At 69.3% G+C, this 21,906-nt stretch carries 23 protein-coding genes; 4 read left to right on the plus strand and 19 right to left on the minus strand.

The window, feature by feature from the left end; translation table 11 throughout:
* Positions 1 to 43: 43 nt before the first annotated feature.
* The 6 genes from hisB to PKA16_RS00785 form a co-directional block, all read right to left on the minus strand.
* Positions 44 to 646 (minus strand): imidazoleglycerol-phosphate dehydratase HisB, encoded by a 603-nt coding sequence (gene hisB / locus PKA16_RS00760; protein ID WP_324399382.1) that lies wholly within the window; start codon positions 644 to 646, stop codon positions 44 to 46.
* The gene (gene hisC / locus PKA16_RS00765) at positions 643 to 1,746 is read right to left on the minus strand and encodes a histidinol-phosphate transaminase (RefSeq protein WP_324399384.1); all 1,104 of its coding nucleotides are present in this window, start codon (positions 1,744 to 1,746) and stop codon (positions 643 to 645) included. Before hisC ends, hisB begins: the two co-directional genes overlap by 4 nt.
* Positions 1,736 to 2,194 (minus strand): PIN domain-containing protein, encoded by a 459-nt coding sequence (locus PKA16_RS00770; RefSeq protein WP_324399386.1) that lies wholly within the window; start codon positions 2,192 to 2,194, stop codon positions 1,736 to 1,738. Before PKA16_RS00770 ends, hisC begins: the two co-directional genes overlap by 11 nt.
* Complete coding sequence (locus PKA16_RS00775) at positions 2,191 to 2,409, minus strand: CopG family transcriptional regulator (RefSeq protein ID WP_324399387.1); 219 nt, start codon at positions 2,407 to 2,409, stop codon at positions 2,191 to 2,193. The genes PKA16_RS00770 and PKA16_RS00775 overlap by 4 nt, the downstream gene beginning before the upstream one ends.
* A 78-nt stretch (positions 2,410 to 2,487) precedes the next feature.
* Complete coding sequence (locus PKA16_RS00780) at positions 2,488 to 2,727, minus strand: hypothetical protein (RefSeq protein ID WP_324399389.1); 240 nt, start codon at positions 2,725 to 2,727, stop codon at positions 2,488 to 2,490.
* A gap of 106 nt (positions 2,728 to 2,833) precedes the next feature.
* Positions 2,834 to 3,682 carry a DUF6544 family protein gene (locus tag PKA16_RS00785; protein WP_324399391.1) on the minus strand — a complete coding sequence of 283 codons (849 nt, stop codon included), beginning with the start codon at positions 3,680 to 3,682 and terminating at the stop codon, positions 2,834 to 2,836.
* An 87-nt stretch (positions 3,683 to 3,769) separates the two neighbouring features.
* Here PKA16_RS00785 and PKA16_RS00790 point away from each other — a divergent pair, with 87 nt between their 5' ends.
* Both PKA16_RS00790 and PKA16_RS00795 read left to right on the plus strand, forming a co-directional pair.
* A complete protein-coding gene (locus PKA16_RS00790; protein ID WP_324399394.1) occupies positions 3,770 to 4,426 on the plus strand; it encodes a methyltransferase domain-containing protein in 657 nt (218 codons plus the stop codon).
* Positions 4,427 to 4,689: 263 nt separating this feature from the next.
* On the plus strand, positions 4,690 to 6,600 hold the full coding sequence (locus PKA16_RS00795) for a BCCT family transporter (protein WP_324399396.1): 1,911 nt from the start codon (positions 4,690 to 4,692) through the stop codon (positions 6,598 to 6,600).
* 23 nt (positions 6,601 to 6,623) lie between these two features.
* Here the strand turns inward: PKA16_RS00795 and gltS are convergent, their stop codons facing one another.
* The 13 genes from gltS to PKA16_RS00860 all read right to left on the minus strand — a co-directional run bounded on the left by gltS (position 6,624) and on the right by PKA16_RS00860 (position 18,327).
* Complete coding sequence (gene gltS, locus PKA16_RS00800) at positions 6,624 to 7,892, minus strand: sodium/glutamate symporter (protein WP_324399398.1); 1,269 nt, start codon at positions 7,890 to 7,892, stop codon at positions 6,624 to 6,626.
* Positions 7,893 to 8,505: 613 nt separating this feature from the next.
* The gene (hisD, locus tag PKA16_RS00805; protein ID WP_324399400.1) at positions 8,506 to 9,819 is read right to left on the minus strand and encodes a histidinol dehydrogenase; all 1,314 of its coding nucleotides are present in this window, start codon (positions 9,817 to 9,819) and stop codon (positions 8,506 to 8,508) included.
* Positions 9,816 to 10,463 carry an ATP phosphoribosyltransferase gene (hisG, locus tag PKA16_RS00810; RefSeq protein WP_324399402.1) on the minus strand — a complete coding sequence of 216 codons (648 nt, stop codon included), beginning with the start codon at positions 10,461 to 10,463 and terminating at the stop codon, positions 9,816 to 9,818. Before hisG ends, hisD begins: the two co-directional genes overlap by 4 nt.
* A gap of 134 nt (positions 10,464 to 10,597) precedes the next feature.
* A complete protein-coding gene (murA, locus tag PKA16_RS00815; RefSeq protein ID WP_324399404.1) occupies positions 10,598 to 11,872 on the minus strand; it encodes a UDP-N-acetylglucosamine 1-carboxyvinyltransferase in 1,275 nt (424 codons plus the stop codon).
* A gap of 36 nt (positions 11,873 to 11,908) precedes the next feature.
* Positions 11,909 to 12,154 carry a BolA family protein gene (locus PKA16_RS00820; RefSeq protein WP_324399407.1) on the minus strand — a complete coding sequence of 82 codons (246 nt, stop codon included), beginning with the start codon at positions 12,152 to 12,154 and terminating at the stop codon, positions 11,909 to 11,911.
* A 122-nt stretch (positions 12,155 to 12,276) separates the two neighbouring features.
* Positions 12,277 to 13,086, minus strand: a complete 810-nt coding sequence (locus PKA16_RS00825; RefSeq protein ID WP_324399408.1) for an ABC transporter permease — start codon at positions 13,084 to 13,086, stop codon at positions 12,277 to 12,279.
* A complete protein-coding gene (locus PKA16_RS00830; RefSeq protein ID WP_324399410.1) occupies positions 13,083 to 14,039 on the minus strand; it encodes an ABC transporter ATP-binding protein in 957 nt (318 codons plus the stop codon). Before PKA16_RS00830 ends, PKA16_RS00825 begins: the two co-directional genes overlap by 4 nt.
* A gap of 45 nt (positions 14,040 to 14,084) precedes the next feature.
* Positions 14,085 to 14,387, minus strand: coding sequence for an STAS domain-containing protein (locus PKA16_RS00835; protein ID WP_324399412.1), 303 nt, complete (start codon positions 14,385 to 14,387; stop codon positions 14,085 to 14,087).
* 9 nt (positions 14,388 to 14,396) lie between these two features.
* Entirely contained in the window at positions 14,397 to 15,038 is a 642-nt protein-coding gene (locus PKA16_RS00840; RefSeq protein WP_324399414.1) for an ABC transporter substrate-binding protein, read from the minus strand.
* 64 nt (positions 15,039 to 15,102) lie between these two features.
* Positions 15,103 to 15,882 carry a VacJ family lipoprotein gene (locus PKA16_RS00845; protein ID WP_324399416.1) on the minus strand — a complete coding sequence of 260 codons (780 nt, stop codon included), beginning with the start codon at positions 15,880 to 15,882 and terminating at the stop codon, positions 15,103 to 15,105.
* Between the two features lie 19 nt (positions 15,883 to 15,901).
* Positions 15,902 to 16,390 carry an outer membrane lipid asymmetry maintenance protein MlaD gene (gene mlaD / locus PKA16_RS00850; protein ID WP_324399418.1) on the minus strand — a complete coding sequence of 163 codons (489 nt, stop codon included), beginning with the start codon at positions 16,388 to 16,390 and terminating at the stop codon, positions 15,902 to 15,904.
* 318 nt (positions 16,391 to 16,708) lie between these two features.
* On the minus strand, positions 16,709 to 17,491 hold the full coding sequence (gene mlaE / locus PKA16_RS00855) for a lipid asymmetry maintenance ABC transporter permease subunit MlaE (protein ID WP_324399420.1): 783 nt from the start codon (positions 17,489 to 17,491) through the stop codon (positions 16,709 to 16,711).
* A complete protein-coding gene (locus tag PKA16_RS00860; protein WP_324399458.1) occupies positions 17,488 to 18,327 on the minus strand; it encodes an ABC transporter ATP-binding protein in 840 nt (279 codons plus the stop codon). Before PKA16_RS00860 ends, mlaE begins: the two co-directional genes overlap by 4 nt.
* Positions 18,328 to 18,429: 102 nt before the next feature.
* Between PKA16_RS00860 and PKA16_RS00865 the strand changes: the two genes are divergently transcribed.
* A complete protein-coding gene (locus PKA16_RS00865; protein ID WP_324399422.1) occupies positions 18,430 to 20,079 on the plus strand; it encodes an MBL fold metallo-hydrolase in 1,650 nt (549 codons plus the stop codon).
* 890 nt (positions 20,080 to 20,969) lie between these two features.
* Complete coding sequence (locus PKA16_RS00870) at positions 20,970 to 21,866, plus strand: sugar ABC transporter permease (protein ID WP_324399424.1); 897 nt, start codon at positions 20,970 to 20,972, stop codon at positions 21,864 to 21,866.
* Positions 21,867 to 21,906: the final 40 nt, after the last annotated feature.

The following is a 21,906-nucleotide window of genomic DNA, read 5'->3' on the forward strand; positions in this document are numbered from 1 at the left end:
GGCTGGCCACGCGTCGGGCTGCATGCACCGGGAGGCACGCGTCCTACAGCACGCCCTTGGTCGAAGGAATCGTCCCGACCATGCGCGGATCGGGCGCCAGCGCCATGCGCAGGGCCCGTCCGAAGGCCTTGAAGATGGTTTCGACCTGGTGGTGCGCGTTCACGCCCTTCAGGTTGTCGATGTGCAGCGTCACGCCGGCGTGGTTGACGAAGCCCTGGAAGAACTCGTGCACCAGTTGCGTGTCGAAGGCGCCGATCATGGCACTGGTGAACTGCGCCTGCAGCACCAGGCCGGGACGGCCGGAAAAATCGATCACCACGCGCGAGAGCGCCTCGTCCAGCGGCACGTAGCTGTGACCGTAGCGGGTGATGCCCTGCTTGTCGCCCACCGCCTGGCGCACTGCCTGGCCGATCGCGATGCCGACGTCCTCCACCGTGTGGTGGCCGTCGATGTGCAGATCACCTTCACAGCGCACGTCGAGGTCGACCAGGCCATGGCGGGCGATCTGATCCAGCATGTGATCGAAGAAGCCGATGCCGGTGGCCAGCTGCGCCTGGCCCGTGCCATCGAGGTCGAGCCGGACCCGGATCCGGGTTTCGGCAGTGTCGCGCGCGATCTCGGCGCTGCGGGGCGGGGTCGTCGTCATAGGGCGGCTTGCAGGGCGTTCAGCATCTGCGCGTTCTCGGTTGCGGTGCCCACCGTGAGGCGCAGGCAATTGGCCAACAGGGGGTGCATTTTAGAGACGTTCTTGACCAGCACGCCACGCGCCTTCAGGCCGTCGAAGGCCTTGCTGGCATCCGGCACGCGCACCAGGATCATGTTGGCCTGGCTGGGAAACGGCCGGACGCCGGGCAGGCGCGCCAGGGCTTCGAGCAGAACAGCGCGCTGGGCCCGGATGTCCTGCGCCTGCGCCGCGAACACCTCGGCATGATCGAGCGCGAACAACGCGCATTCGGCGTTCAGCGCGCTCACGTTGTAGGGCGGGCGCACCTTGTCGATCTCGGCGACCAAGGCCGCCTCGCCCATCAGGTAGCCGATGCGCACGCCCGCCAGGCCGAACTTGGACAGGGTGCGCATGATGAGCACGTGGCGCTGCTGCTCGGGCGCGCGGCGCACGACGTCGATCCAGCTGTGCGCGGCAAAGGGCTGGTAGGCCTCGTCCATCACCACGAGGCCGCCGGCCGCGCCCTGGGCGGCGATGATGCGCGCGATCGTGCCCTCGTCCCACAGCGTGCCGCAGGGGTTGTTCGGGTAGGCCAGGTAAACGATGCTGGGCCGGTGCGTGGCGATGGCGGCCAGCATGGCCGCCTCGTCGAGCGCGAAATCGGCGGTCAGGGGCACGCCGTGGAAGGCCAGGCCGTGCAGTTGCGCGCTCATGGCGTACATCACGAAGCCCGGCAGCGGCGCCAGGATCGAGGCCCCCGGCACGTCGCAGGCAATGGCCAGCAGGCTGATCAATTCGTCCGAGCCGTTGCCCAGCGTCAGCGCCCAGCCCTCGGGCGGCGCGGCGTGGGCGTGCAGCGCCGAGCGCAGCTCGTCGATGCGCGCGCCCGGATAGCGGTTCACCGCCACCTGGCCCAGGCGCCGGCCGAGCTCGGCCTGCAGGCTGGTCGGCAGCCGGTGCGGGTTCTCCATCGCGTCCAGCTTGACCAGGCCGGTCGATTCCTGGATCGCATAGGCGTGCATGCCCTGCACATCGTGGCGAATGCGGGCAAGCGGATCGGGAACAGGGATTTCAGGCTTCATCGGAAGGCAGCAGTCCGCCGGGGCGGACCAGGAAGGGGTTGATGACCTGCACGTTCTCGAAACGCTGCTGGTGCGGCAGGTCCTCGCTCAGCAGGTAGTGGCAGCCCTGCTGCTGGGCCGAGGAAACGATCAGGGCGTCCCAGTAGTCCAGGCCATGGCTGTCCTGCAGCGCCCAGGCGCCGTCGATGACGTTGATCTCCAGATGCGGCGGCTGCCACTGGCGCAGGTTGCGCACCGCGGCACGTGCCTGCTGCACCGGCATGCAGGTACGAAAGCGCGTGATGGCGTTGTGATAGAGCTCGTTCAGCACCTGGGTGCTGATGCGGCCGCAACGCTCAGTCCAGCACCAGCGCACCCATTCGCGCGCGCGTACCTGCTTGTCCGGGTCGCGCTCGTCCGCCGTGTGCAGGAACACGGGCGTGTCGACGAACACCAGCGGCGCGCTCATCGGACCTCGCTCAGGCGCAGGTAGGGCCCGTCGCTCACGCCCCAGGACTCGAAGCGCAGCGCGCTGCGCATGGCGTGCGCGTACGCGTCCTCCTGACGCATTTTCTCGGCCAGCATCTCGCCCACCATGCGCGACACGCTGGAGCCGCGCCGGGCCGCCTCGACGCGCGCCCATTCCAGCACGCCGTCATCCACGGTGATGGTGACGTTCTTCATAGTACAAAGTTTACACTGATTTCGTGCTGCACGATATTCGTGATACACAAGATTCGTGTCATCTCAAGACTGCCGGATTCAAGGCCCGACGGCGCGCCCAGGCAGCCGATCGTTGCGCACCAGGAAGCGCCCATCGATGCGCACAGGCAGCGGCACGCCCGAAATCGGCGGCACCCCGGGTGCCGGCGCGTGCTGGGCGTGCAGGTGCGGCTCGCGGCTGGCGCCGGAGTGCCGACGGCGCCCGGCCAGGGCCAGACCGACGAGCACGCATGCGCCCAGCAACAGGCCCGCCGCAGCCAGCAGCAGCGCCGCACCCACGCCGGCGGCCTGCACCCCAACGCGACGCGGCCTGGCATCGGTCCGGCACCCAGCCACAGCAGCAGCGCGAGTGGCAGTGCAAGCCCGAGGACGAGCAAGGCGTCCATCACCGATCCGTCTGCCGCAGTGGCGAGAAGCGGATGGCGCGCACCTCGGCGCGATAGAAGGGGAAGTAGTCGGGCGTGCCCCAGAAATTGCCGGCCTCCACGCGGTGCGGCAGCCGAAACCCTGCCACCTCGTGGAAATCGGACAGGCGTCCGCCGAAAGGCTGCAGCCGATAAAGCCGCTCGGCATTGGCGTTGCTCCAGCGCAGGAAGGAGACCTCGGTCGGGCAGCCGTCGGGTGCCAGCCGCACCTCGACCGCCTGGCTCAGCGTGCCGCTCTGCACGGTGACGCGCGCCGCATCCGGGCCGATCGCCTCCCAGTGCACGCCGGGCCTCGGCAGCAGTGCGGCCGGGGTCCAGAACACTGCCTCGGCGACGGAGCGGCCAAAGGCGGCGCGGGCGTGGTCGGCATCACCGCCCAGCCGCGCGACCGGCAGCAGGCCGAGCACGCGAAAGCGCGTCCAGCCAGCGGCGTCCGAACCGGAAATCGGCAGGCCGCCGCGCAGCCACAGGCGCCAGACGAAGCCGTGCGGCACCGCCAGGACCTGCCGCGCCTGCATGGGCCGATAGCCGGGACGCGTGCGCGTGCCGAGGCTGAACTGGCCGCCCATGTCGATCTCGCCCACCGTCCACAGGCGCGCGCCGGGCAGGATGACATGGCGGAAGTAGCGCTGCGCCGGCTCCGGCAGGTCCGCCACCTGGTCGGGCAAAAAGGCCTGCGGCTGGCGCGGCTGCAGGGCACACAGCCGCTGCCATTCGGCGCGCTCGTCCCGTCCATCGCGCAGACGCAGCCAACCCAGCCAGAGCAGGCCGGCGGTCAGGGCGAGCGCGATCGTTGCCAGGAGTCCCATCCTGCGCCTCCGCGGGAGCAAGGATTGATTGTCCTGCACGACGCCGCCGCTCCTGCGGCGACCGGCGAGGCGCTGCAGAATTACTTCATGGACCCACACAATGCAAGCACCGGCGAATTCTGGGACCGGCAGTTCAGTCGCCTCTCGCAACCCAAGTACGGCGAACAGCCCAACGCCTTCCTGGCCGAACAGGCAGCGCGCCTGGCCCCCGGCTCGCGCATCCTGGTGCCGGGCGACGGCGAAGGCCGCAACGGCGTCTGGCTGGCGGGACTGGGCCATGCCGTGACCACGGTCGATGCCTCGGCCGTCGGCATCGCCCGCGCACGCGCACTCGCGCAGCGACGCGGCGTCGCACTGGAAGCGATCCAGGCCGACCTCGCCGACTGGCACCCCGAGCCGGCCGGCTTCGACGCGGTGGCCTGCATCTACCTGCACCTGCCCTCGACGCTGCGCACTGCCGTGCATCGCCGCCTGGTACAGGCGCTGCGCCCGGGCGGCCTGCTGATCCTGGAGGCCTTCCACCCGGATCAGCTGCCGCTCACGAGCGGCGGCCCCAAGAACCCCGACATGCTCTACACCCTGGCGCTGCTGCGCCAGGATTTCGCCGCTGGCATGCTGGAGCAGCTGGCGCTCGAAACCGACACCGTGCTCGACGAAGGCAGTGGCCACCATGGCCGTGCGCAGGTCACGCGCTGGGTCGGCCAGCGCAACGCGGCTCCGATCGGCGACGACGCTTCGGCCTGAATGGCCCCGATCTTCGTGTGTGTTAGGCTGCCCCGGAGGAATCCATTGCGCCTGGTACACGCATCGCATCGGCCAGCCGCAATGGTTGCCCACTCCTTGTGTCGGACAACCAGGAGCCAGTCATCGATCGCCAGGACGGAAGCCCCAGCCACGCAGACACCCCACCCTCGACAGGCGCCAGCGGCTCCCCGCCGGTCGCAACAGGCACGCTACACGAGCCCGGCAAGGGGCCCGGCGCGCGGGCGCGCGAGTCGGCGCGCCGCGTGGTCCAGGCGCTCGAGCGCCCCGGGCCGGGCCTGGTCCATCCCGCGCTGATCCCGGGCGTCGGGGTCGAGAAGACCAGGTTCGAGTTCGGCACCAACCCGACCGTGTTCGCGGTCTCCGGCCTGCTGATCCTCGTGGTGATCGCCTGGGCCGTGATGGATCCCAAGGCGATTCCCGTCGTCGGCAGCGCCGCGCTGGGCTGGGTCAACCTCAACTTCGGCTGGCTGTTCCGGCTGCTGGCGGTGGTGGTGCTGGGCTTCATGATCGTGCTCGGCTACGGTCGCTGCGGCGGCGTGCGCCTGGGCGCCGACGACGAGAAGCCGGAGTTCAGCACGCCCTCGTGGATCGCCATGATGTTCTCGGCCGGCATGGGCATCGGCCTGCTGTTCTACGGCCCCTACGAGCCGCTGGTCTACTTCAACCAGCCGCCGCACGGATTTCGAGCCGCCGCTGGCACGGTCGACGCAGCGCACGCGGCGATGGCGCAGACCATCCTGCACTGGGGCCTGATCCCCTGGGCCTTTTATGCGCTGGTCGGTGGCGCCATCGCCTACAGCGCCTACCGACGCGGTCGCCGGCCGCTGATCTCGGCCATCTTCGAGCCGCTCATCGGCGCGCGCGCCGCACAGGGCGCGCCGGGCGCGGTGATCGACATCTTCGCCATCATCGTGACGCTGTTCGGCACCGCAGTGTCGCTGGGCATCGGCGCGCTGCAGATCGCCGAGGGGGTGGAGATCGTCTCGGGCGCGGGCAGGCTGGGCAACGGCCTCATCGTGGCCATCATCGCGGTGCTGACGGGCGCCTTCATCGTCTCGGCGGTCTCGGGCGTGTCGCGCGGCATCCGCATCCTGTCCAACACCAACATGGTGATCGCCGGCTGCATCGCGCTGTTCGTGCTGGTCGCCGGGCCGACCATCTTCCTGCTCAACCTGCTGCCTTCCTCGTTCCTGGCGTTCCTGCGCAACTCGCTCATGATGCTGGCGCGCAACCCGGAGCAGGGGCCGGAGGTGGCGAGCTTCCTGTCGAGTTGGACGGTCTACTACTGGGCCTGGTGGATCTCCTGGACGCCCTTCGTCGGCATGTTCATCGCCAAGATCTCGCGCGGCCGCACGCTGCGCGAGTTCGTCACCGTGGTCATCGTGGTGCCGTCGATCGTGTGCGCGCTGTGGTTCCTGATCTTCGGCGGCGCCGCCATGTTCCAGGACCTGAACGGCCTGGGCCTGAGCACCTCGGGCTCGCCCGAGGCCATGCTGTTCGACCTGCTGCGCAACCTGCCGCTGGGCACGATCACGATGGTGCTTGCGATGCTGTCGATCGTCGTCTTCTTCGTCACCTCGGCCGACTCGGCCTCGATCGTGATGAGCTCGATGACGCAGCGCGGCCAGCCCGATCCATCGCCCCGCATCACCATCACCTGGGGCGTGCTGCTGGGCGCCACCGCCACCTCGCTGCTGCTGGCCGGCGGCGAGAATGCGCTGTCGGGCCTGCAGTCGATCATGGTGGTGTCGGCGCTGCCGTTCTCGCTGGTGCTGGTCGGCATGATGCTGTCCTGGGGCAGGGAGCTGCGCTTCGACCCCTACCTGCTGCGCCGGCACTATGCGCAGGCTGCCATCGCCCAGGGCGTGCGGCTGGGCATCGCCGTGCACGGCGACGACTTCGTGTTCGGCACCAGCAAGGTGGCCGCCGACAAGGGCGCTGGCGGCTGGCTCGACACCAACGACCCCAAGCTCACGGCCTGGTACCTCGACGTGGTCAAGGACGAGGCCGACATCCTGAGCGCCGACGACGTGCGCCGCACGCTGACCCCGGGCCGCATCCAGCCCAGGGGCCCGCCGCGTCCGGACCTGACGGCCTCGGGCGACGAGGCCACCGCCACGCGCCTGCGCCGCGCCGCCCCGGACGCCGACTGACGGCCGACGCGACAGGCCCGGACCTACCGCAGGAACGGCACTTGCGTGAAGATCTGCAGGATGGTCGCGTTCACCAGGTCGACGAAGAAGGCCCCCACCAGCGGCACGATCAGGTAGGCCTTGTAGGACGGACCGAAGCGATCCGTGATGGCCTGCATGTTGGCGATCGCCGTCGGCGTCGCGCCCAGGCCGAAGCCGCAGTGGCCGGCCGACACCACGGCGGCATCGTAGTCGCCGCCCATGAAGCGGTAGGTGATGAAGGTGGCGAACGCCATCATCGCGACCACCTGCACCGCGAGGATGATGGCCACCGGGCCAGCCAGGTCGGCCAGCTCCCACAGGCGCAGGCTGAGCAGCGCCATCGCCAGGAACAGCGACAGCGAGGCGTTGCCGAACACGTCGATGGCGCGGTCGAACATGTCGAAGTGGAACAGGTGGGTCAGCACGTTGCGGATCACGACGCCGCTGGCGAGCGCCCAGATGAAGGTCGGCAGCTCGATCCAGGTGCCCCTGGTCCAGCCGCTCAGCAGGTCGGCCGCCGTCAGGCAGGCGGCAAACATGGCCAGCGTCTCGATCGCGACGTAGGCCGTGATCAGCCGTGGTTCGTCGAACATGTCGAACGTGAGACGCTGTTCGCGCCCCTCGTTGTCCGTGGTCTCGTGCCGGGGCTTGCCGGAAATCGCGTCGATCGAGTCGCGCACGCCCGCCTCGGGCATCGGAGCGCGGTGCTGGCGCCGGATCAGGTAGCGCGCCACCGGGCCGCCGATCAGGCCACCGAACACCAGGCCGAAGGTCGCGGTGGCGATGCCCAGCGTGGTGGCACCAACGATGCCGAAGTTGTTCTCCAGCACCGGTCCCCAGGCACCGGCCGTGCCATGGCCGCCGGTGAGCGTGATCGAGCCCACCACCAGGCCGATCAGGGGCTTGAGGCCAAGCGCCGCGGCCAGGCTGACACCGATCAGGTTCTGCACCACGATGAACACCGAGACGATCACCAGCAGCACCACCAGCGGCCTGCCGCCCTCCTTCAGGCGCGTGAAGTCGGCGCTCAGGCCGATGGAGGCAAAGAACATCAGCATGAAGGTGGTCTGCAGTTCGGTGTTGAACTTGAACTTCCACCCGAGCCAGGCATTCAGCGCATAGACGATCACCGCCGCCAGCAGGCCGCCGGCCACTGGCTCGGGGATGTTGAAGGCCGAGAGAAACCGGATCTTGAACACCATCCAGTGTCCGACCAGCATGACCAGCGCGGCCAGGATCAGCGTGTGATAGCCGTTGAGCGTGATTTCCATGTCTCCTCCTTCCCGGCTTGCCGCGGCATCGTGCGCGGGCCCGGCGTCGGCCGCATCATGCCACTGTCGGCGCCGCGCACCACGTCGTGTTCAAGCCCGTCATCCATGGCGCCCCGCAGCGTACGCGACATCCGAAACCCGAGACTCAGGGGACCGCAAAGCAGGCCATCCCAGTGGCAGCCGTGACCGGGATGCCCTGGGCCATGGGCTGCGCCCGCTCAAGGTCCAGGGGGAAGACACGAGATCGCGCAGCGGATGCCGCCAGGGGACAGCTCACGCGCCGCCGCGTGAACGACATCGACCGCGCGCTCGTGCCTCGAGATTCAGGAGGCCGCGGAGCGGGCCATGTCAGTGGCAGCCGTGGTCGGAGCCCCACGGGCCATGGGCTGCGCCCCCTTTCGAGACCGAGGAGAAAGACACAACATCGCGCAGCGGATGCGCCACGGTGTGCTTCACTCGCCATGGCGCCGCGCATCGCCCGCAGCGCCCGAACCTGGAAGCTCCAAAGGCCGCGCAGCAGGCCGGTCGCGGCAGCCGTGGCCGGGGTCCCCCTGGCCACTGGCCGCGTCCCCCTTGGGGGAAGGCGCGCAGCGCCACAGGGGGGCACGTCACCTCATCCGCGCATCTGTGCCGCGCGCGCGTGCGCCTGCAGACCCTCGCCGAGCGCCAGCACGCAGGCGCTGTGCCCGAGTTTCTGTGCGCCGGCCTGGCTGACCTCGATCAGGCTGCTGCGCTTCTGGAAATCGTAGACCGACAGCGGCGAGGAGAAGCGGGCCGTGCCGCTGGTGGGCAGCACGTGGTTCGGGCCGGCGCAGTAGTCGCCCAGGCTCTCGCTGGTCCAGGCGCCCAGGAAGATGGCGCCGGCGTGGCGCAGCAGCGGCTCCCAGCGATGCGGGTCGCGGCTGGCGATCTCGAGGTGCTCGGGCGCGATGCGGTTGGCGATGCGGCAGGCCTCCTCCATGTCGCGCGTCTGGATCAGCGCGCCGCGGCCCGCCAGGCTGCGCGCAATGATGTCGGCGCGCGGCAGGCTCGGCAGCAGGCGCTCCATCTCGGCCTGCACGCGGTCGATGTAGGCGGCGTCGGGGCACAGCAGGATGGCCTGCGCCAGCTCGTCGTGCTCGGCCTGGCTGAACAGGTCCATCGCCACCCAGTCGGCCGGCGTGGTGCCGTCGGCCAGCACCAGGATCTCGGAGGGCCCGGCGATCATGTCGATGCCGACCTGGCCGAACACGCGCTTCTTGGCGCTGGCCACGTAGGCATTGCCCGGGCCCGTGATCTTGTCGACGCGCGGGACCGTCTCGGTACCGTAGGCCAGCGCCGCGACCGCCTGCGCGCCGCCGACGGTGAAGGCGCGCGTCACGCCGGCCACGTGGGCGGCGGCCAGCACCAGCGGGTTCTTCTCGCCGCGCGGCGTCGGCACCACCATGATGATCTCGCCCACGCCCGCCACCTGGGCCGGAATGGCGTTCATCAGCACCGAAGACGGATAGGCGGCCTTGCCGCCCGGCACGTAGATGCCGACGCGGTCCAACGGCGTCACCTTCTGGCCCAGCAGCGTGCCGTCCTCGTCGCGGAAGGTGGCGGTCTCGCCACCCTGTGTCTTCTGCCATTCGTGGAAGCGGCGGATGCGCCCGGCCGCCAGCTGCAACGCCTGCCGCTGGCCGTCCGGCAGGCCGTCAAAGGCCGTCGCCAGCTCATCGGCGCGCAGTTGCAGCGCGGCCACCGTGTCCGCCTGCACGCCATCGAAGCGTGCCGTGTATTCGAGCAACGCGGCATCGCCGCGCGCGCGCACGTCGGCCAGGATGCCTTCCACACGCTGCTCGATGGCGGCATCCTGCTCGGCACTCCAGTGCAGGCACTGGCGCAGGCGCTGCTCGAAATCGGCGTCGAGCGTGGACAGGCGGGCGGGAGAGGGGGTCGGGTTCATGCGGATTCGGCCAGCACGGCGCGGGCAAAGGCGTCGATGATGGGACGGATGGCGGCGGTCTTGAGCTTGAGTGCCGCCTGGTTGACCACCAGGCGCGAGCTGATGTCCATGATGTGCTCGACCTCGACCAGGTTGTTGGCCCGGAGCGTGTTGCCGGTCGAGACCAGGTCCACGATGGCGTCGGCCAGGCCAGTGAGCGGGGCCAGCTCCATGCTGCCGTAGAGCTTGACCAGGTCCACGTGCACGCCCTTGTCGGCAAAGAAATTGCGCGCCACGCTGGTGTACTTGGTGGCCACCGTGATGCGGCTGCCCTGGCGCGCCGCGCGCGCGTAGTCGAAACCGGCTGGCGCGGCCACCGCCATGTGGCAGCGCGCGATGCGCAGGTCCAGCGGCTGGTACAGGCCGCTGCCCCCGTGCTCCAGCAGCACGTCCAGGCCGGCCACGCCGAGGTCGGCGCCGCCGTATTCGACATAGGTCGGCACGTCGCTGGCGCGCACCAGCACCACGCGCACCTCGGGCTGGTTGGTCGGCAGGATCAGCTTGCGCGAGGTCTCGGGGTCTTCCAACACCTCGATGCCTGCGGCGGCCAGCAGGGGCAGGGTCTCGTCGAAGATGCGGCCTTTGGAGAGGGCGAGGGTGATCATGGCTGGATGGCTCGGGATGATGACGACATGACCTCGCTGCGCCCGGATGGCGGCGCAGCGCGCCATGGCTGGCAGAGGCACGTTGTCATTCGGTCATGGACGCCGCGCCAGCGGCGAAGTCATTTTGTCATTCGTCATTTCACGCGCTCGATGTCGGCGCCCAGGCCGCGCAGCTTCTCTTCCATCTGGTCGTAGCCACGGTCCAGGTGGTAGATGCGGTCCACCACCGTCTCGCCGTCGGCCACCAGGCCGGCAATCACCAGGCTGGCCGAAGCGCGCAGGTCGGTCGCCATGAGCCGGGCGCCCGAGAGCACGGGAACGCCCTGGATCATGGCGCTGCGACCATCGACGTGAATCTGCGCACCCAGGCGTGCCAGCTCGTTGACGTGCATGAAGCGGTTCTCGAAGATGGTCTCGGTCACCGTGCTGGCACCCGCGGCGACGCAGTTGAGCGCCATGAACTGGGCCTGCATGTCGGTCGGGAAGCCCGGGTACTCGCTGGTGCGGAAGCTCTGCGCACGCAGCGCCTGCCCACCCAGGCTGGCGACACGCAGGCCCTCGGCCACGACCTCGACCGTGGCTCCGGCGTCGCGCAGCTTGTCGAGCACCGCGTCCAGGTGTTCGGCGCGCGCGTGGCGCAGCAGCGCCTGGCCGCCCGCCGCCGCCACCGCGCACAGGAAGGTCCCGGCCTCGATGCGGTCGGCCACCACCTCGTGCGTGCAGCCGTGCAGCCGTGCCACGCCCTCGATGCGAATGCGGCTCGTGCCCTGGCCCTGGATGCGCGCGCCCATCTTCACCAGCATCTCGGCCAGGTCGGTCACCTCGGGCTCCTGGGCGGCGTTCTCCAGCACCGTCACGCCCTCGGCCAGGCAGGCCGCCATCAGCAGGTTCTCGGTGCCGGTGACGGTGACCATGTCGGTGGTGATGCGCGCGCCCCGCAGCCGTGTGCGGCCCGGCGACAGCGAGGCCACCATGTAGCCGTGCTCGACCGCGATCTCGGCCCCCATCGCCTGCAGGCCCTTGATGTGCTGGTCCACCGGACGCGAGCCGATCGCGCAGCCACCCGGCAGCGACACGCGGGCGCGCCCGAAGCGCGCCAGCAGCGGTCCCAGCACCAGCACCGAGGCACGCATGGTCTTGACCAGCTCGTAGGAGGCCTCGGGGTTCAGGGCGTCGGGCGCGACGAAGCTCATGCCGCCGCGCTCGCCGTGCGTCTCGGTCGCCACGCCCATGTGGTCGAGCAGGCGGCGCATGGTGCGCACGTCGTGCAGGCGCGGCACGTTCACCAGGTGCACCGTGTCCGAGGTCAGCAGCGTCGCGCACATTTCCGGCAGCGCCGCGTTCTTGGCGCCCGAGACCACCACCTCGCCATGCAGCGGCCGGCCTCCGCGGATCAGCAGCTTGTCCATGCAGCCCCGCCTTCTGTCGGTTGCCCCGCGCGGATTTCAGCCTTCGCGCGCCGCCGCCCACTCGGTCGGCGTCAGCGTCTTCATGGACAGGGCGTGCAGCGCTTCGGACTGCAGCTCGCTGCCCAGGGTGGCATACACCATCTGGTGGCGCGCGATCGCACGCTTGCCCTCGAAGGCGGCCGAGACGATGACGGCAAACCAGTGATGGCCGTCGCCGTCGACCTGGATGTGCTCGCACGGCAGGCCGGCGGCGATGGCTTGTTCGATGTATTCAGCGTTCATATGGGTTCGGGGATGACAAATGACCAATGACCTCGCCGTGCCTCGATGGCGAATGACGCTGCCGCCGGCAGCGTGGTCATCGAGGCACGGCGAGGTCATTGGTCATGCATCATCCGGTCAGGTCAGTTGCGCAGCTTGTAGCCGGTGCGCAGCAGGTGCAGCACGAGCGCCGACACCAGCAGCACGCTGATGCCCGTCACGCCCAGGCTGAGCCAGGGCGAGACGTCGCTGACGCCATAGAAGCCATGGCGAAAGCCATCGATCATGTAGAAGAAGGGGTTGAACCGGCTCACCGTGCGCCAGACGCCTGGCAGCGAGTTGATCGAGTAGAACACACCGGCCAGGAAGGTCATCGGCATGACGATGAAGTTCTGGAACACCGCCATCTGGTCGAACTTGTCGGCCCACAGGCCCGCCAGCAGACCCAGCACGCCCATCAGCGTGGCACCCAGCACGGCAAACACCAGCACCCAGGCCAGCGCATCCAGGCGCGGCGGCGCATACCACAGCGTCACCAGGTAGACGCCCAGGCCCACCAGCAGGCCGCGCGCGATGGCGGCGCCAACATAGGCGACGAACCAGTGCCAGGCCGACAGTGGCGTCAGCAGCAGGAACACCAGGTTGCCCATGATCTTGCTCTGCACCATGCTGGACGCGCTGTTGGCAAAGGCGTTCTGCAGCACGCTCATCATCACCAGGCCCGGTGCCAGGAAGGCGACGTAGCCCACGCCCGGATAGACCTGCACCCGGCCCTCCAGCACGTGGCCGAAGATCAGTAGGTAGAGCACCGCCGTCAGCACCGGGGCGGCAATGGTCTGGCCCGCCACGCGCCAGAAGCGCAGCACCTCCTTGGTCAGCAGCATCTTCCAGCCGTCATTGGGCGCGGCCGGCGCGCGCAGCGATGCGTGCGCCGCGGTGGCGATCTCGTTCATGCCGACGCTCCCGCCATCAGCGGCACCAGGCCGCTGGCCGGTCCGCCCGACATGATCTGGATGAACACGTCCTCCAGGTCGGGCTTGCGGATCTCGATGTCCTCCACGCGCACGCCGGCCCGGCGCAGTGCCGCAAGCTGGTGCTCGATCTCGGCCGTGTCCTGCACCGGCAACTCGACGATGCGGCCGGTGACGCGCGCCAGGCGCGCCTGTTCGGCCGGCAGCAGGTCGTCGGTCTTGAAATACAGCACCTTGGCGGCCGCGCTGGCGAGCAGCGCGCTCAGGCGATCGAGGGCGATCACGCGCCCGAGCTTGAGCATGGCGATGCGCTGGCACAGCGCCTCGGCCTCCTCCAGGTAGTGCGTGGTCAGCAGCACGGTGTGGCCACGGTGATTCAGGCCGGCGACGAACTGCCACAGGCTCTGGCGCAGCTCGACGTCGACGCCGGCGGTGGGCTCGTCGAGCACGATCACCGGCGGCTTGTGCACCAGCGCCTGCGCCACCAGCACGCGCCGCTTCATGCCGCCCGAAAGCTGGCGCATGTTGGCGCCCGCCTTGTCGGCCAGGCCCAGTCCGTCCAGCAGCTCGTCGATCCAGTCGTCGTTGCGGTAGAGGCCGAAATAGCCGGACTGGAAGCGCAGCGCCTCGCGCACCGTGAAGAAGGGATCGAACACCAGCTCCTGCGGCACGATGCCCAGGTGGCGCCGCGCCTGCACGAAGTCCTGCTGCACGTCGTAGCCGAGCACGGTGACGCACCCCGAGGTCGGCCGCACCAGGCCGGCGAGGATGGAGATCAGCGTCGTCTTGCCGGCACCGTTGGGTCCGAGCAGACCGAAGAATTCGCCCTCCTCGATGTCGAAACTGACGTCGTCGAGGGCCTTGAAGGTGCTGGCACCCGGCTTGTCGCTGGACGGATAGAGCTTGGAAACCGCTTGGAAGGAAATGGCAGGCATGAAGCGCTCAATTGTACGGTTGCCCCCACTTTCCGGCCCACGCGCTCACGAATGCTCCCCCAGCGTTGGCGCCATCGCCGGGGCCGCCGGCAACAGCCCGTCCACCCCGTACAGGCGGGCCAGTGTCCGCAGGCGTGCGCCCAGGTCCCGCACGACGAAGGACTTGCGTTCGCGCAGGCAGGCGCGCCGCACCTCGAGCAGCACGGCCAGCGCCGAAGAATCGAAGCGCGCCAGCGCGCCGGCATCGACGCACACCTGCTCGCCGGCCTCGGCGCGCGCGGCCTGCAACAGCAGGTTCAACGCCGCGCGCGCCTGGACGTGCGTCAGCTCGCTCGGCAGTACCAGCATCGCGGGCGCTCAGCGCTGGGCCGTCGAGGCCGCGGCGTTGGCCTGGTTGCGCTGCGCCAGCGCATCGATCAGCGTATCGATGCTGCCCTGGTTGATCTGCTGCGCGAACTGCGGACGGTAGTTGTCGACCAGCCAGACGCCGAGCACGTTCAGGTCGTAGATCTTCCACCCCGCGCCCTGGCCTGGCGTGCGCTCGAGCCGGTAGTCGAGCTGGATCGGATCACCCCGGCCCTTGACCACGCTGCGCACGATGACGTCCTTGTCGTCCGCGCCAACGCGCACGGGCTTGACCTCCACCGTCTGGTCGCGCACCTCGCGCAACGCGCCGGCATAGGTGCGCTCGAGCAGGACCTTGAATTCGGCCTGCAGCTTCTCGCGCTGCTCCGGCGTCGCCCGGCGCCAGGCCGGACCGGTGGCCGACGCCGTCATGCGCGTGAAGTTGACGTTCGGCATGATGACCTCGTTCACCACCCGGGCCAACCGCTCCAGGTCGCCCTGCTGGATCGCCTTGTCGCTGCGAATCGCCTGCAGCACCTGGTCGGACAGGCGCTGCACCAGGGCATCGGGCGCCTCGTCGGCCGCGCGCGCCCACGGCGCGATCAGCGCCACGGCTCCCGCCAGCAGGATGGGTCGTCGTCCGATTGGATTCATGCATTCACCTGTTTTCATTGGGCCCGCGAGCCGACCGTCGCGCCCTGGCTTGGAAGGCACGGGCTCAGCGTTGGTTCCCGGGCTCGGGTTCGTCGAGGTCGTAGCGCTCTTCGTCCTGCGGCGGATCGCCGTCGTGGATGTCGTTGTGGCGCTTCTGCAGGAAGGCGTCGCGCTTGAAGGAATAGGGATCGAGCGCGGCCTCGTCCAGCAGCGTCCCGGCATCCAGCAGGCGCGCGCGCGTGTCGACGTACTGCAGGGCAACGAGGGAGTTGCGGACCGGGATGTCATGCACCTGGCCCACCGGGTTGCCGTAGAAATCCACGGGCAGCGCGAGCGTGTCGCGCAGCGTCGAAGGCCCGAGGATGGGCAGCACCAGGTAGGGGCCGGATGCAGCGCCCCAGGTGCCCAGTGTCTGGCCGAAGTCCTCGCGATGGCGTTCCAGCCGCATCTCGGTGGCCGGATCGAATACGCCGCCCAGACCGATCGTGCTGTTGATCACGACACGCCAGAAGGAATGCAATGCGCCCTCCGGCTTGGCCTGCAGCAGGTTGTTGACGAACGACCAGGCGTCACCCAGGTTGCCAAAGAAGTTACCGACACCGGTGCGCACCGGTTGCGGCAGCACCGCCTTGTACGCGCCCGCCACCGGCTTGATGACGGCGTCGTCAACGGCGTCGTTGAAGCGCGTCATGGAACGGTTGTAGCTTTCCCAGGGATCGCGCGGATCGGGGTGCGCCACGGTCGCGCAACCGGCCAGCAGCAGCGCCAGCAGCACCCCGGCAAGGCCGGCGCCACGCCGTGCGCGGGCGGCCGGTCGCTGGAGGAATGACTCGCGGATCTTCATGGTGTGTCGGGGATCGGATTCACCTGCTGGCCGGGCCAGCGCTCTTGCCGCCACCCTCGGCGGCGCTGTTGAACAGGAACTGGCTGATCAGATTTTCCAACACGACGGCCGATTGCGTGCGTGTCACATTGTCACCGGGCCCCCAGTTGGCCTCGTCAGCACCGGCCTCGATGCCGATGTACTGGTCGCCCAGCAGGCCACTGGTGAGGATCTTGAGCGAGCTGTCCTTCGGGAAATGGAAGCGCGTGTCCATGTCCAGCGTGATCACCGCCTGGAAGCGCTCGTCGTCGAAGCCGATCTGCCCCACCCGCCCGACCACCACGCCGGCGCTGCGCACCGCCGCCTTCGGCTTGAGGCCGCCGATGTTGTCGAAATGCGCCGTCAGCCGGTAGGTCGACGACCAGTTGAGCGCCAGCAGGTTGGCGGACTGCAGCGCCAGGAACACCAGCGCAGCCAGCCCCACCAGCACGAACAGGCCGACCCAGACATCGTTCTTGGAGCGTCCCATGCCTCTTGTCCTTCTCAATTCAACCTAGAAACCGCAGTTGGATGCGCCCGTCAGTGTCGTGACCGGCGGGCCAGGCAAGGGTGAGCGCCGCGGCTCCAATGGCGCCTGCGCGCCTCTGGACGACGCGAACGGGCCCAGCCTCTGGCTGGGACGCGCACTGCTGTGCGCCAGGACGCACAACGCGGCATGGCGCGGCCCGCGCGGAGCTGGCGGGTGCATGGCGCACTGACCCCACAGGAAGATGCGATCGGAGTGCAAAAGGTCCATGTCCATGAGGATTTCGAGACGTTCACGAGCGGTCAACTGCGATTTCCAGGTTCAATAGCTGAACATCAGCGCCGTCAGGATGAAATCCAGCGCCAGCACGGCCAGCGAGGCCATCACCACCGTGCGCGTGGTGGCGCGTGCCACGCCATCGGCCGTCGGCTTGGCCACGTAGCCCTGCAGCAGGGCGACGAAGGTCACGGCGACGCCGAACACGACGCTCTTGACGACGCCGTTGCCCAGGTCCGCCCAGATGTCGACGCCGTCCTGCATCTGGCTCCAGAAGGCACCTGGATCGACGCCGATCATGACCACGCTGACCAGCCAGCCACCCAGGACGCCGACCGCGCTGAACACCGCCGCCAGCAGCGGCATCACGATCACGCCGGCCCAGAAGCGCGGCGCGACGATGCGGCGCAGCGGGTCGATCGCCATCATTTCCATCGCCGACAGCTGCTCGCCCGCCTTCATCAGGCCGATCTCGGCCGTGAGCGAGGTGCCGGCGCGGCCGGCAAACAGCAGCGCCGTCACCACCGGCCCGAGCTCGCGCAGCAGCGACAGCGCCACCATCATGCCCACCGCCTCGTCCGAGCCGTAGCGCTGCAGGATGTTGTAGCCCTGCAGCGCCAGCACGAAGCCGACGAACAGGCCCGAGACCGCGATGATGGAGAGCGAATAGTTGCCGAGGAAGTGGATCTGGTCGCGCACCAGGCCGAAGCGCCGCAGGCTCGGGCCCGCCAGCGCTGCCAGGCGCCACAGCAGGCGCGCGCCAAAGCCGATGTCCGCCAGTTGCGAGCGCACGGCAAAGCCGACGTCGGACGGGCGCCACCAGCTCATCCAGCCACCTCCGCCCCGAAGTCCTGCTCCATGCTGGGGCCCGGGTAGTGGAACTGCACCGGGCCTTCCGCCTGCAGGCCCACGAACTGGCGGATCAGCGGATCCGCGCTGGCGCGCACCTCCGCCGGCGTGCCGCTGGCCGCCACCTTGCCGTCGGCCAGGATGATGACCTGGTCGGCAATGCCGAAGGTCTCGCCCACGTCGTGCGAAACCACGATGCTGGTGATGCCCAGGGCGTCGTTGAGCTGGCGGATCAGGCGCGCCGACGTGCCGAGCGACACCGGGTCCAGCCCGGCAAAGGGCTCGTCGTACATCACCAGCTCGGGGTCGAGCGCGATCGCGCGCGCCAGCGCCACGCGCCGCGCCATGCCGCCCGAGACCTGCGCCGGCATCAGGTCGCGCGCGCCGCGCAGGCCGACGGCGTCCAGCTTCATCAGCACGATGTCGCGGATCAGCACTTCCGGCAGCGCCGTGTGCTCGCGCAGCGGAAAGGCCACGTTGTCGAACACCGACAGGTCGGTGAACAGTGCGCCGAACTGGAACAGCATGCCCATGCGCCGGCGCGCGGCGTACAGGGCGTCCTGCGCCATGGCGCCAACGTCCTGGCCCTCGAACAGCACGGCCCCGGCCTGGGCCCGCTGCTGGCCACCGATCAGGCGCAGCACGGTGGTCTTGCCGCCGCCGGACGCCCCCATCAGCGCCGTCACCTTGCCGCGCGGCACGCACAGGGAGAGTTCGGCCAGCACGGCACGCTCGCCGTAGCCGAAGCGGACGTCGCGCAGCTCGACCAGGAAGTCATCCGGGCCGTCGGGGGCGGGGCTGGGCAGGCTGGCCATGGAACAAATCAGGCCGGCATCGAGCCGGCCCGTCATTGCGGGCCATTTTATCCATGGCTGTCCACGGCCCGCGTCCGCGCCCCGGCCCCGCATAATCGATCCATGCCGCGATCCACCCAGCTCCTCCATCCGCAACGCGAACCGGCACCCGCACTGGCCGCCGCCACCGTGCTGCTTCTGCGTGACGGCCCGCACGGCCTCGAGGTCCTGATGACCCGGCGCTCGCTCTCGGCCAGCTTTGCGCCCGGCGCCTATGTGTTCCCCGGTGGCGGGATCGAGGCTGGCGACGGCGCCGCTCATGACCAGGCGACGCGGCGCCCGGCCCAGAGCGCGGCCCATCTGACGCAGGCCATCGCCGCGATCCGCGAGAGCTTCGAGGAGCTTGGCGTGCTGCTGGCGCGCCAGGTCGACGGCGCGCCCGTGCCCCCGGCGACGCTGGCGCAGTTCGACCGCCATGCGCCGCTGCTGCCGCAGTGCGTCGCGCACGGCCTGCGCCTGGCCGCTGCCGACGTCTACGTGCTGGCGCGCTGGATCACCGACCGCGACCTGCCGCGACGCTTCGACGTGCCCTTCCTGGTGGCGCGCATGCCGGATGGCCAGATACCCGTGGCCGACGGCAAAGAGCAGTTCGAGCCGGTCTGGGTGCGCCCGCAGGACGCGCTGGCGCGCCACGCCGCGGGCGATTTCTTCATCATCTTCCCGACCATCCGCACCCTCGAGCGCCTGCAGGACTACCCGGATGTCAAGGCCGTGCTCGCGGCCTGCGCCAGCGAGCAGCCGCTGTGGACCAGTTGCCCCCGCGCCGGCCTGCTGGCCGGCAAGGAAGCACGCTACATGGAACACGAGCCGCCCTACGGCGAACTCGCCCTGGTGTGCCCCGACGGCCAGATCCTGCACGCGCTCGACTGGCAGAGCCAGCAGCCGGTGCCGCTGCTGAAGAACGTGCAGCGCCTGACGGCGCCCAACCCGGGCTTCATGACCGGCCCCGGCACCAACAGCTACCTCGTCGGCGATCCGCGCAGCGGCTACGTCGTGATCGACCCGGGCCCGGCCGACACGGCCCATGTGGAACGCCTGTGGCGTGCCGCCGGCGGCAACATCCGCGCCATCGTCTGCACCCATTCGCATCCGGACCACTTCCCCGGCGCGCGCCCGCTGCAGGCCCTGTGCAGCAGGCCGCCGCCGATCCTCGGCCTGCCCTCGCAGCCCACCGCACGCGCGAACAGCCAGTTCACGCCCGACCGCGCGCTGGCCGACGGTGAAGAGCTGGTGCTGGAAGGCGGCGGATCGGACGGCACGCAGACACACACCCTGCGCGTCATCCACACCCCGGGCCACGCCGCCAATCACCTGTGCCTGCTGCTGCAGGAGGACGGCCTGCTGTTCTCGGGCGACCACATCCTGAATGGCAGTACCACCGTGATCGACCCGCCCGATGGCGACATGACGGCCTACCTGGAGTCGCTCGACAAGCTCGACGCCGCCTGTGCCGGCGCGAGCGTGGGCTTCATCCTGCCGGCGCACGGCCACGTGCTGGCCCCGGCGCGCGCCGTCATCGCGCACCTGAAGCAGCACCGCCTGGCGCGCGAAGCCAAGGTGCTGGCCGTCATGAAGGCCGATCCCGACGGCACGCTGGACGACTGGGTGGCCAGGGCCTACGACGACGTGCCCGAGCGTGTCTGGCCGGTGGCGAAGCGCTCCCTGCTGGCGCACGTGGGGCGCATCCGGGCCATGGCGCCTGGAAATGATTAGTGCAGCGTTGCCCGCCAAGGGCAGCTCATAGAAGCCAGCAAATGGTTTGCGGCAAGGCGCAGTTCGCAGGCAATGCTGGCGGGCCTTGACAAGAACTGCAACGCCGTTGCGAGCCATTTGCTGGCTTCCCGTAGGGCGAATCGCCCAGAAACCATCTGCTTTGTTGCGTAACCTTGACATGGGCCCACCATGCCTGCGCTCACGCGCCGCGCATCTGGCACCTGGGCGACTCGCTATGAGTTGTCCTTGACGGGCGACGCTGCACTTCCACCCCCTGAGGCGCTGCGCGCCTTCCCCCTCTCCTGCGGGAGGGGACGCGCCCTGCGGCCAGGGAAACCCCGGCCACGGGCTCGCTTGAACCTGGAAACGGCAGTTGGACGCGCCCGCCAGTGCCGCACTCGGCGTGTCAGGCGAGGGTGAGCGCCGCGGCTCCACAGGCGCCTGCGCGCCTTTGGACGGCGCGAACGGCCCTGGCCTCTGGCCGGGGCGCGCCCTGCAAGGGAGAGGACGCGGCAGGCTCGTGCCTGCAAGGACGATCAACGACGCAGGCGCGGCGAGAGTGGTGCTGGCGGGCGTGTGGCGTGCTCACCCATACGGTCAACGGGAGAGAGGCGACCAACGTCTACGGCCATACGGGTCTGAGGAAGGTTGCAAGCGGTCAACTGCCGTTTCCAGGTTGAATGGCCTGCTCCGCGGCCTTCCAGAGCACTGCGTGCGAGAGGCCCCAGGTGCATCCTCGTCGGGTTGCACGACGCCAGCAGTCCCCGGCCGCGACACACGTTTGCCTGTCGCCGAGATCAGGATCCCTCCAACACCTTCGCGGCGCTACACTGCCGCCACGCTTCCAGCGCGCCGGCGCGGCCCCGAGGCTTCGCCGATCCTGCCCGTTCATGAGCCGCCCCGACGTTCGCGCCTTCTCCGGCCTGCCCACCATCCACGCCTGGCTGCTGTTGCTGCCGGCCATGGTGCCGCTGGTGGCGTTCACCCACTACCCGACGCTGCAGACCCTGGTGGACAGCTTCCGCGACACGCCGCGCGGCGGCCAAGCGGCCGTGTGGGTGGGGCTGGAGAACTACCACGTCATGGTCGACGACCCGGTGTTCTGGAAGGCGGCAATCAACAACCTGTGGTTCGCCGCCGTCACCATCCCCTGCACCATCGTGCTGGCGCTGGCGATGGCGCTGTGGGTCAACGAGCGCATCGCCGGCCGCGCCTTCCTGCGCATGGCCTACTTCACGCCCACGGTGCTGCCGATGATCGCGGTGGCCAACATCTGGTTGTTCTTCTACACGCCGCAATACGGCCTGCTGGAGCAGCTGCGCGGCGCGCTCGGCCTGTCGGCGCAGAACTGGCTCGGCGACCCCGGCACCGCGCTCGGCGCCGTGATCGCGGTCACGGTGTGGAAGGAGGCCGGCTTCTTCATGATCTTCTACCTCGCCGCGCTGCAGACGCTCAACCCCAGCCTGCGCGAGGCCGCCAGCATCGAGGGCGCCTCGCGCTGGCAGTTCTTCGCGCGCGTGCAGTGGCCGCTGCTGATGCCGACCACGCTGTTCGTGCTCATCAACGCCTTCATCAACGCCTTCCGCATGGTCGACCACCTGTTCATCCTGACGCGCGGCGGCCCCGACAACGCGACCACGCTGCTGCTCTACTACCTCTACGAGGTGGGCTTCAGCTTCTGGGACACGGCCTATGCCGCCGCCATCACCGTGGTGCTGGTCGCCATCCTGGCCGGCATCGCGCTGCTGCAGTTCTTCGTGCTCGACCGGCGCGTGCACTATCAGTGAACCTAAATCCGGCAGTTGACCGCTTGTGAACTTGTCGAAA

This window comes from Ottowia sp. (assembly GCF_035325765.1).
GTDB lineage: Bacteria > Pseudomonadota > Gammaproteobacteria > Burkholderiales > Burkholderiaceae_C > Ottowia.

Coding starts and splice junctions, on each gene's coding strand:
- PKA16_RS00830 (WP_324399410.1), bottom strand. CDS start 14,039: ATGCCTGCCATTTCCTTCCAAGCGGTTTCCAAGCTCTATCCGTCCAGC.
- gltS (WP_324399398.1), bottom strand. CDS start 7,892: ATGGAAATCACGCTCAACGGCTATCACACGCTGATCCTGGCCGCGCTG.
- hisD (WP_324399400.1), bottom strand. CDS start 9,819: ATGAACCCGACCCCCTCTCCCGCCCGCCTGTCCACGCTCGACGCCGAT.
- mlaE (WP_324399420.1), bottom strand. CDS start 17,491: ATGAGCTGGTGGCGCCCGTCCGACGTCGGCTTTGCCGTGCGCTCGCAA.
- PKA16_RS00840 (WP_324399414.1), bottom strand. CDS start 15,038: ATGAATCCAATCGGACGACGACCCATCCTGCTGGCGGGAGCCGTGGCG.
- PKA16_RS00870 (WP_324399424.1), top strand. CDS start 20,970: ATGAGCCGCCCCGACGTTCGCGCCTTCTCCGGCCTGCCCACCATCCAC.
- mlaD (WP_324399418.1), bottom strand. CDS start 16,390: ATGGGACGCTCCAAGAACGATGTCTGGGTCGGCCTGTTCGTGCTGGTG.
- PKA16_RS00860 (WP_324399458.1), bottom strand. CDS start 18,327: ATGGCCAGCCTGCCCAGCCCCGCCCCCGACGGCCCGGATGACTTCCTG.
- PKA16_RS00820 (WP_324399407.1), bottom strand. CDS start 12,154: ATGAACGCTGAATACATCGAACAAGCCATCGCCGCCGGCCTGCCGTGC.
- PKA16_RS00835 (WP_324399412.1), bottom strand. CDS start 14,387: ATGCTGGTACTGCCGAGCGAGCTGACGCACGTCCAGGCGCGCGCGGCG.
- PKA16_RS00845 (WP_324399416.1), bottom strand. CDS start 15,882: ATGAAGATCCGCGAGTCATTCCTCCAGCGACCGGCCGCCCGCGCACGG.
- hisG (WP_324399402.1), bottom strand. CDS start 10,463: ATGATCACCCTCGCCCTCTCCAAAGGCCGCATCTTCGACGAGACCCTG.
- PKA16_RS00865 (WP_324399422.1), top strand. CDS start 18,430: ATGCCGCGATCCACCCAGCTCCTCCATCCGCAACGCGAACCGGCACCC.
- PKA16_RS00775 (WP_324399387.1), bottom strand. CDS start 2,409: ATGAAGAACGTCACCATCACCGTGGATGACGGCGTGCTGGAATGGGCG.
- PKA16_RS00825 (WP_324399408.1), bottom strand. CDS start 13,086: ATGAACGAGATCGCCACCGCGGCGCACGCATCGCTGCGCGCGCCGGCC.
- PKA16_RS00785 (WP_324399391.1), bottom strand. CDS start 3,682: ATGGGACTCCTGGCAACGATCGCGCTCGCCCTGACCGCCGGCCTGCTC.
- murA (WP_324399404.1), bottom strand. CDS start 11,872: ATGGACAAGCTGCTGATCCGCGGAGGCCGGCCGCTGCATGGCGAGGTG.
- hisC (WP_324399384.1), bottom strand. CDS start 1,746: ATGAAGCCTGAAATCCCTGTTCCCGATCCGCTTGCCCGCATTCGCCAC.
- hisB (WP_324399382.1), bottom strand. CDS start 646: ATGACGACGACCCCGCCCCGCAGCGCCGAGATCGCGCGCGACACTGCC.
- PKA16_RS00770 (WP_324399386.1), bottom strand. CDS start 2,194: ATGAGCGCGCCGCTGGTGTTCGTCGACACGCCCGTGTTCCTGCACACG.
- PKA16_RS00790 (WP_324399394.1), top strand. CDS start 3,770: ATGGACCCACACAATGCAAGCACCGGCGAATTCTGGGACCGGCAGTTC.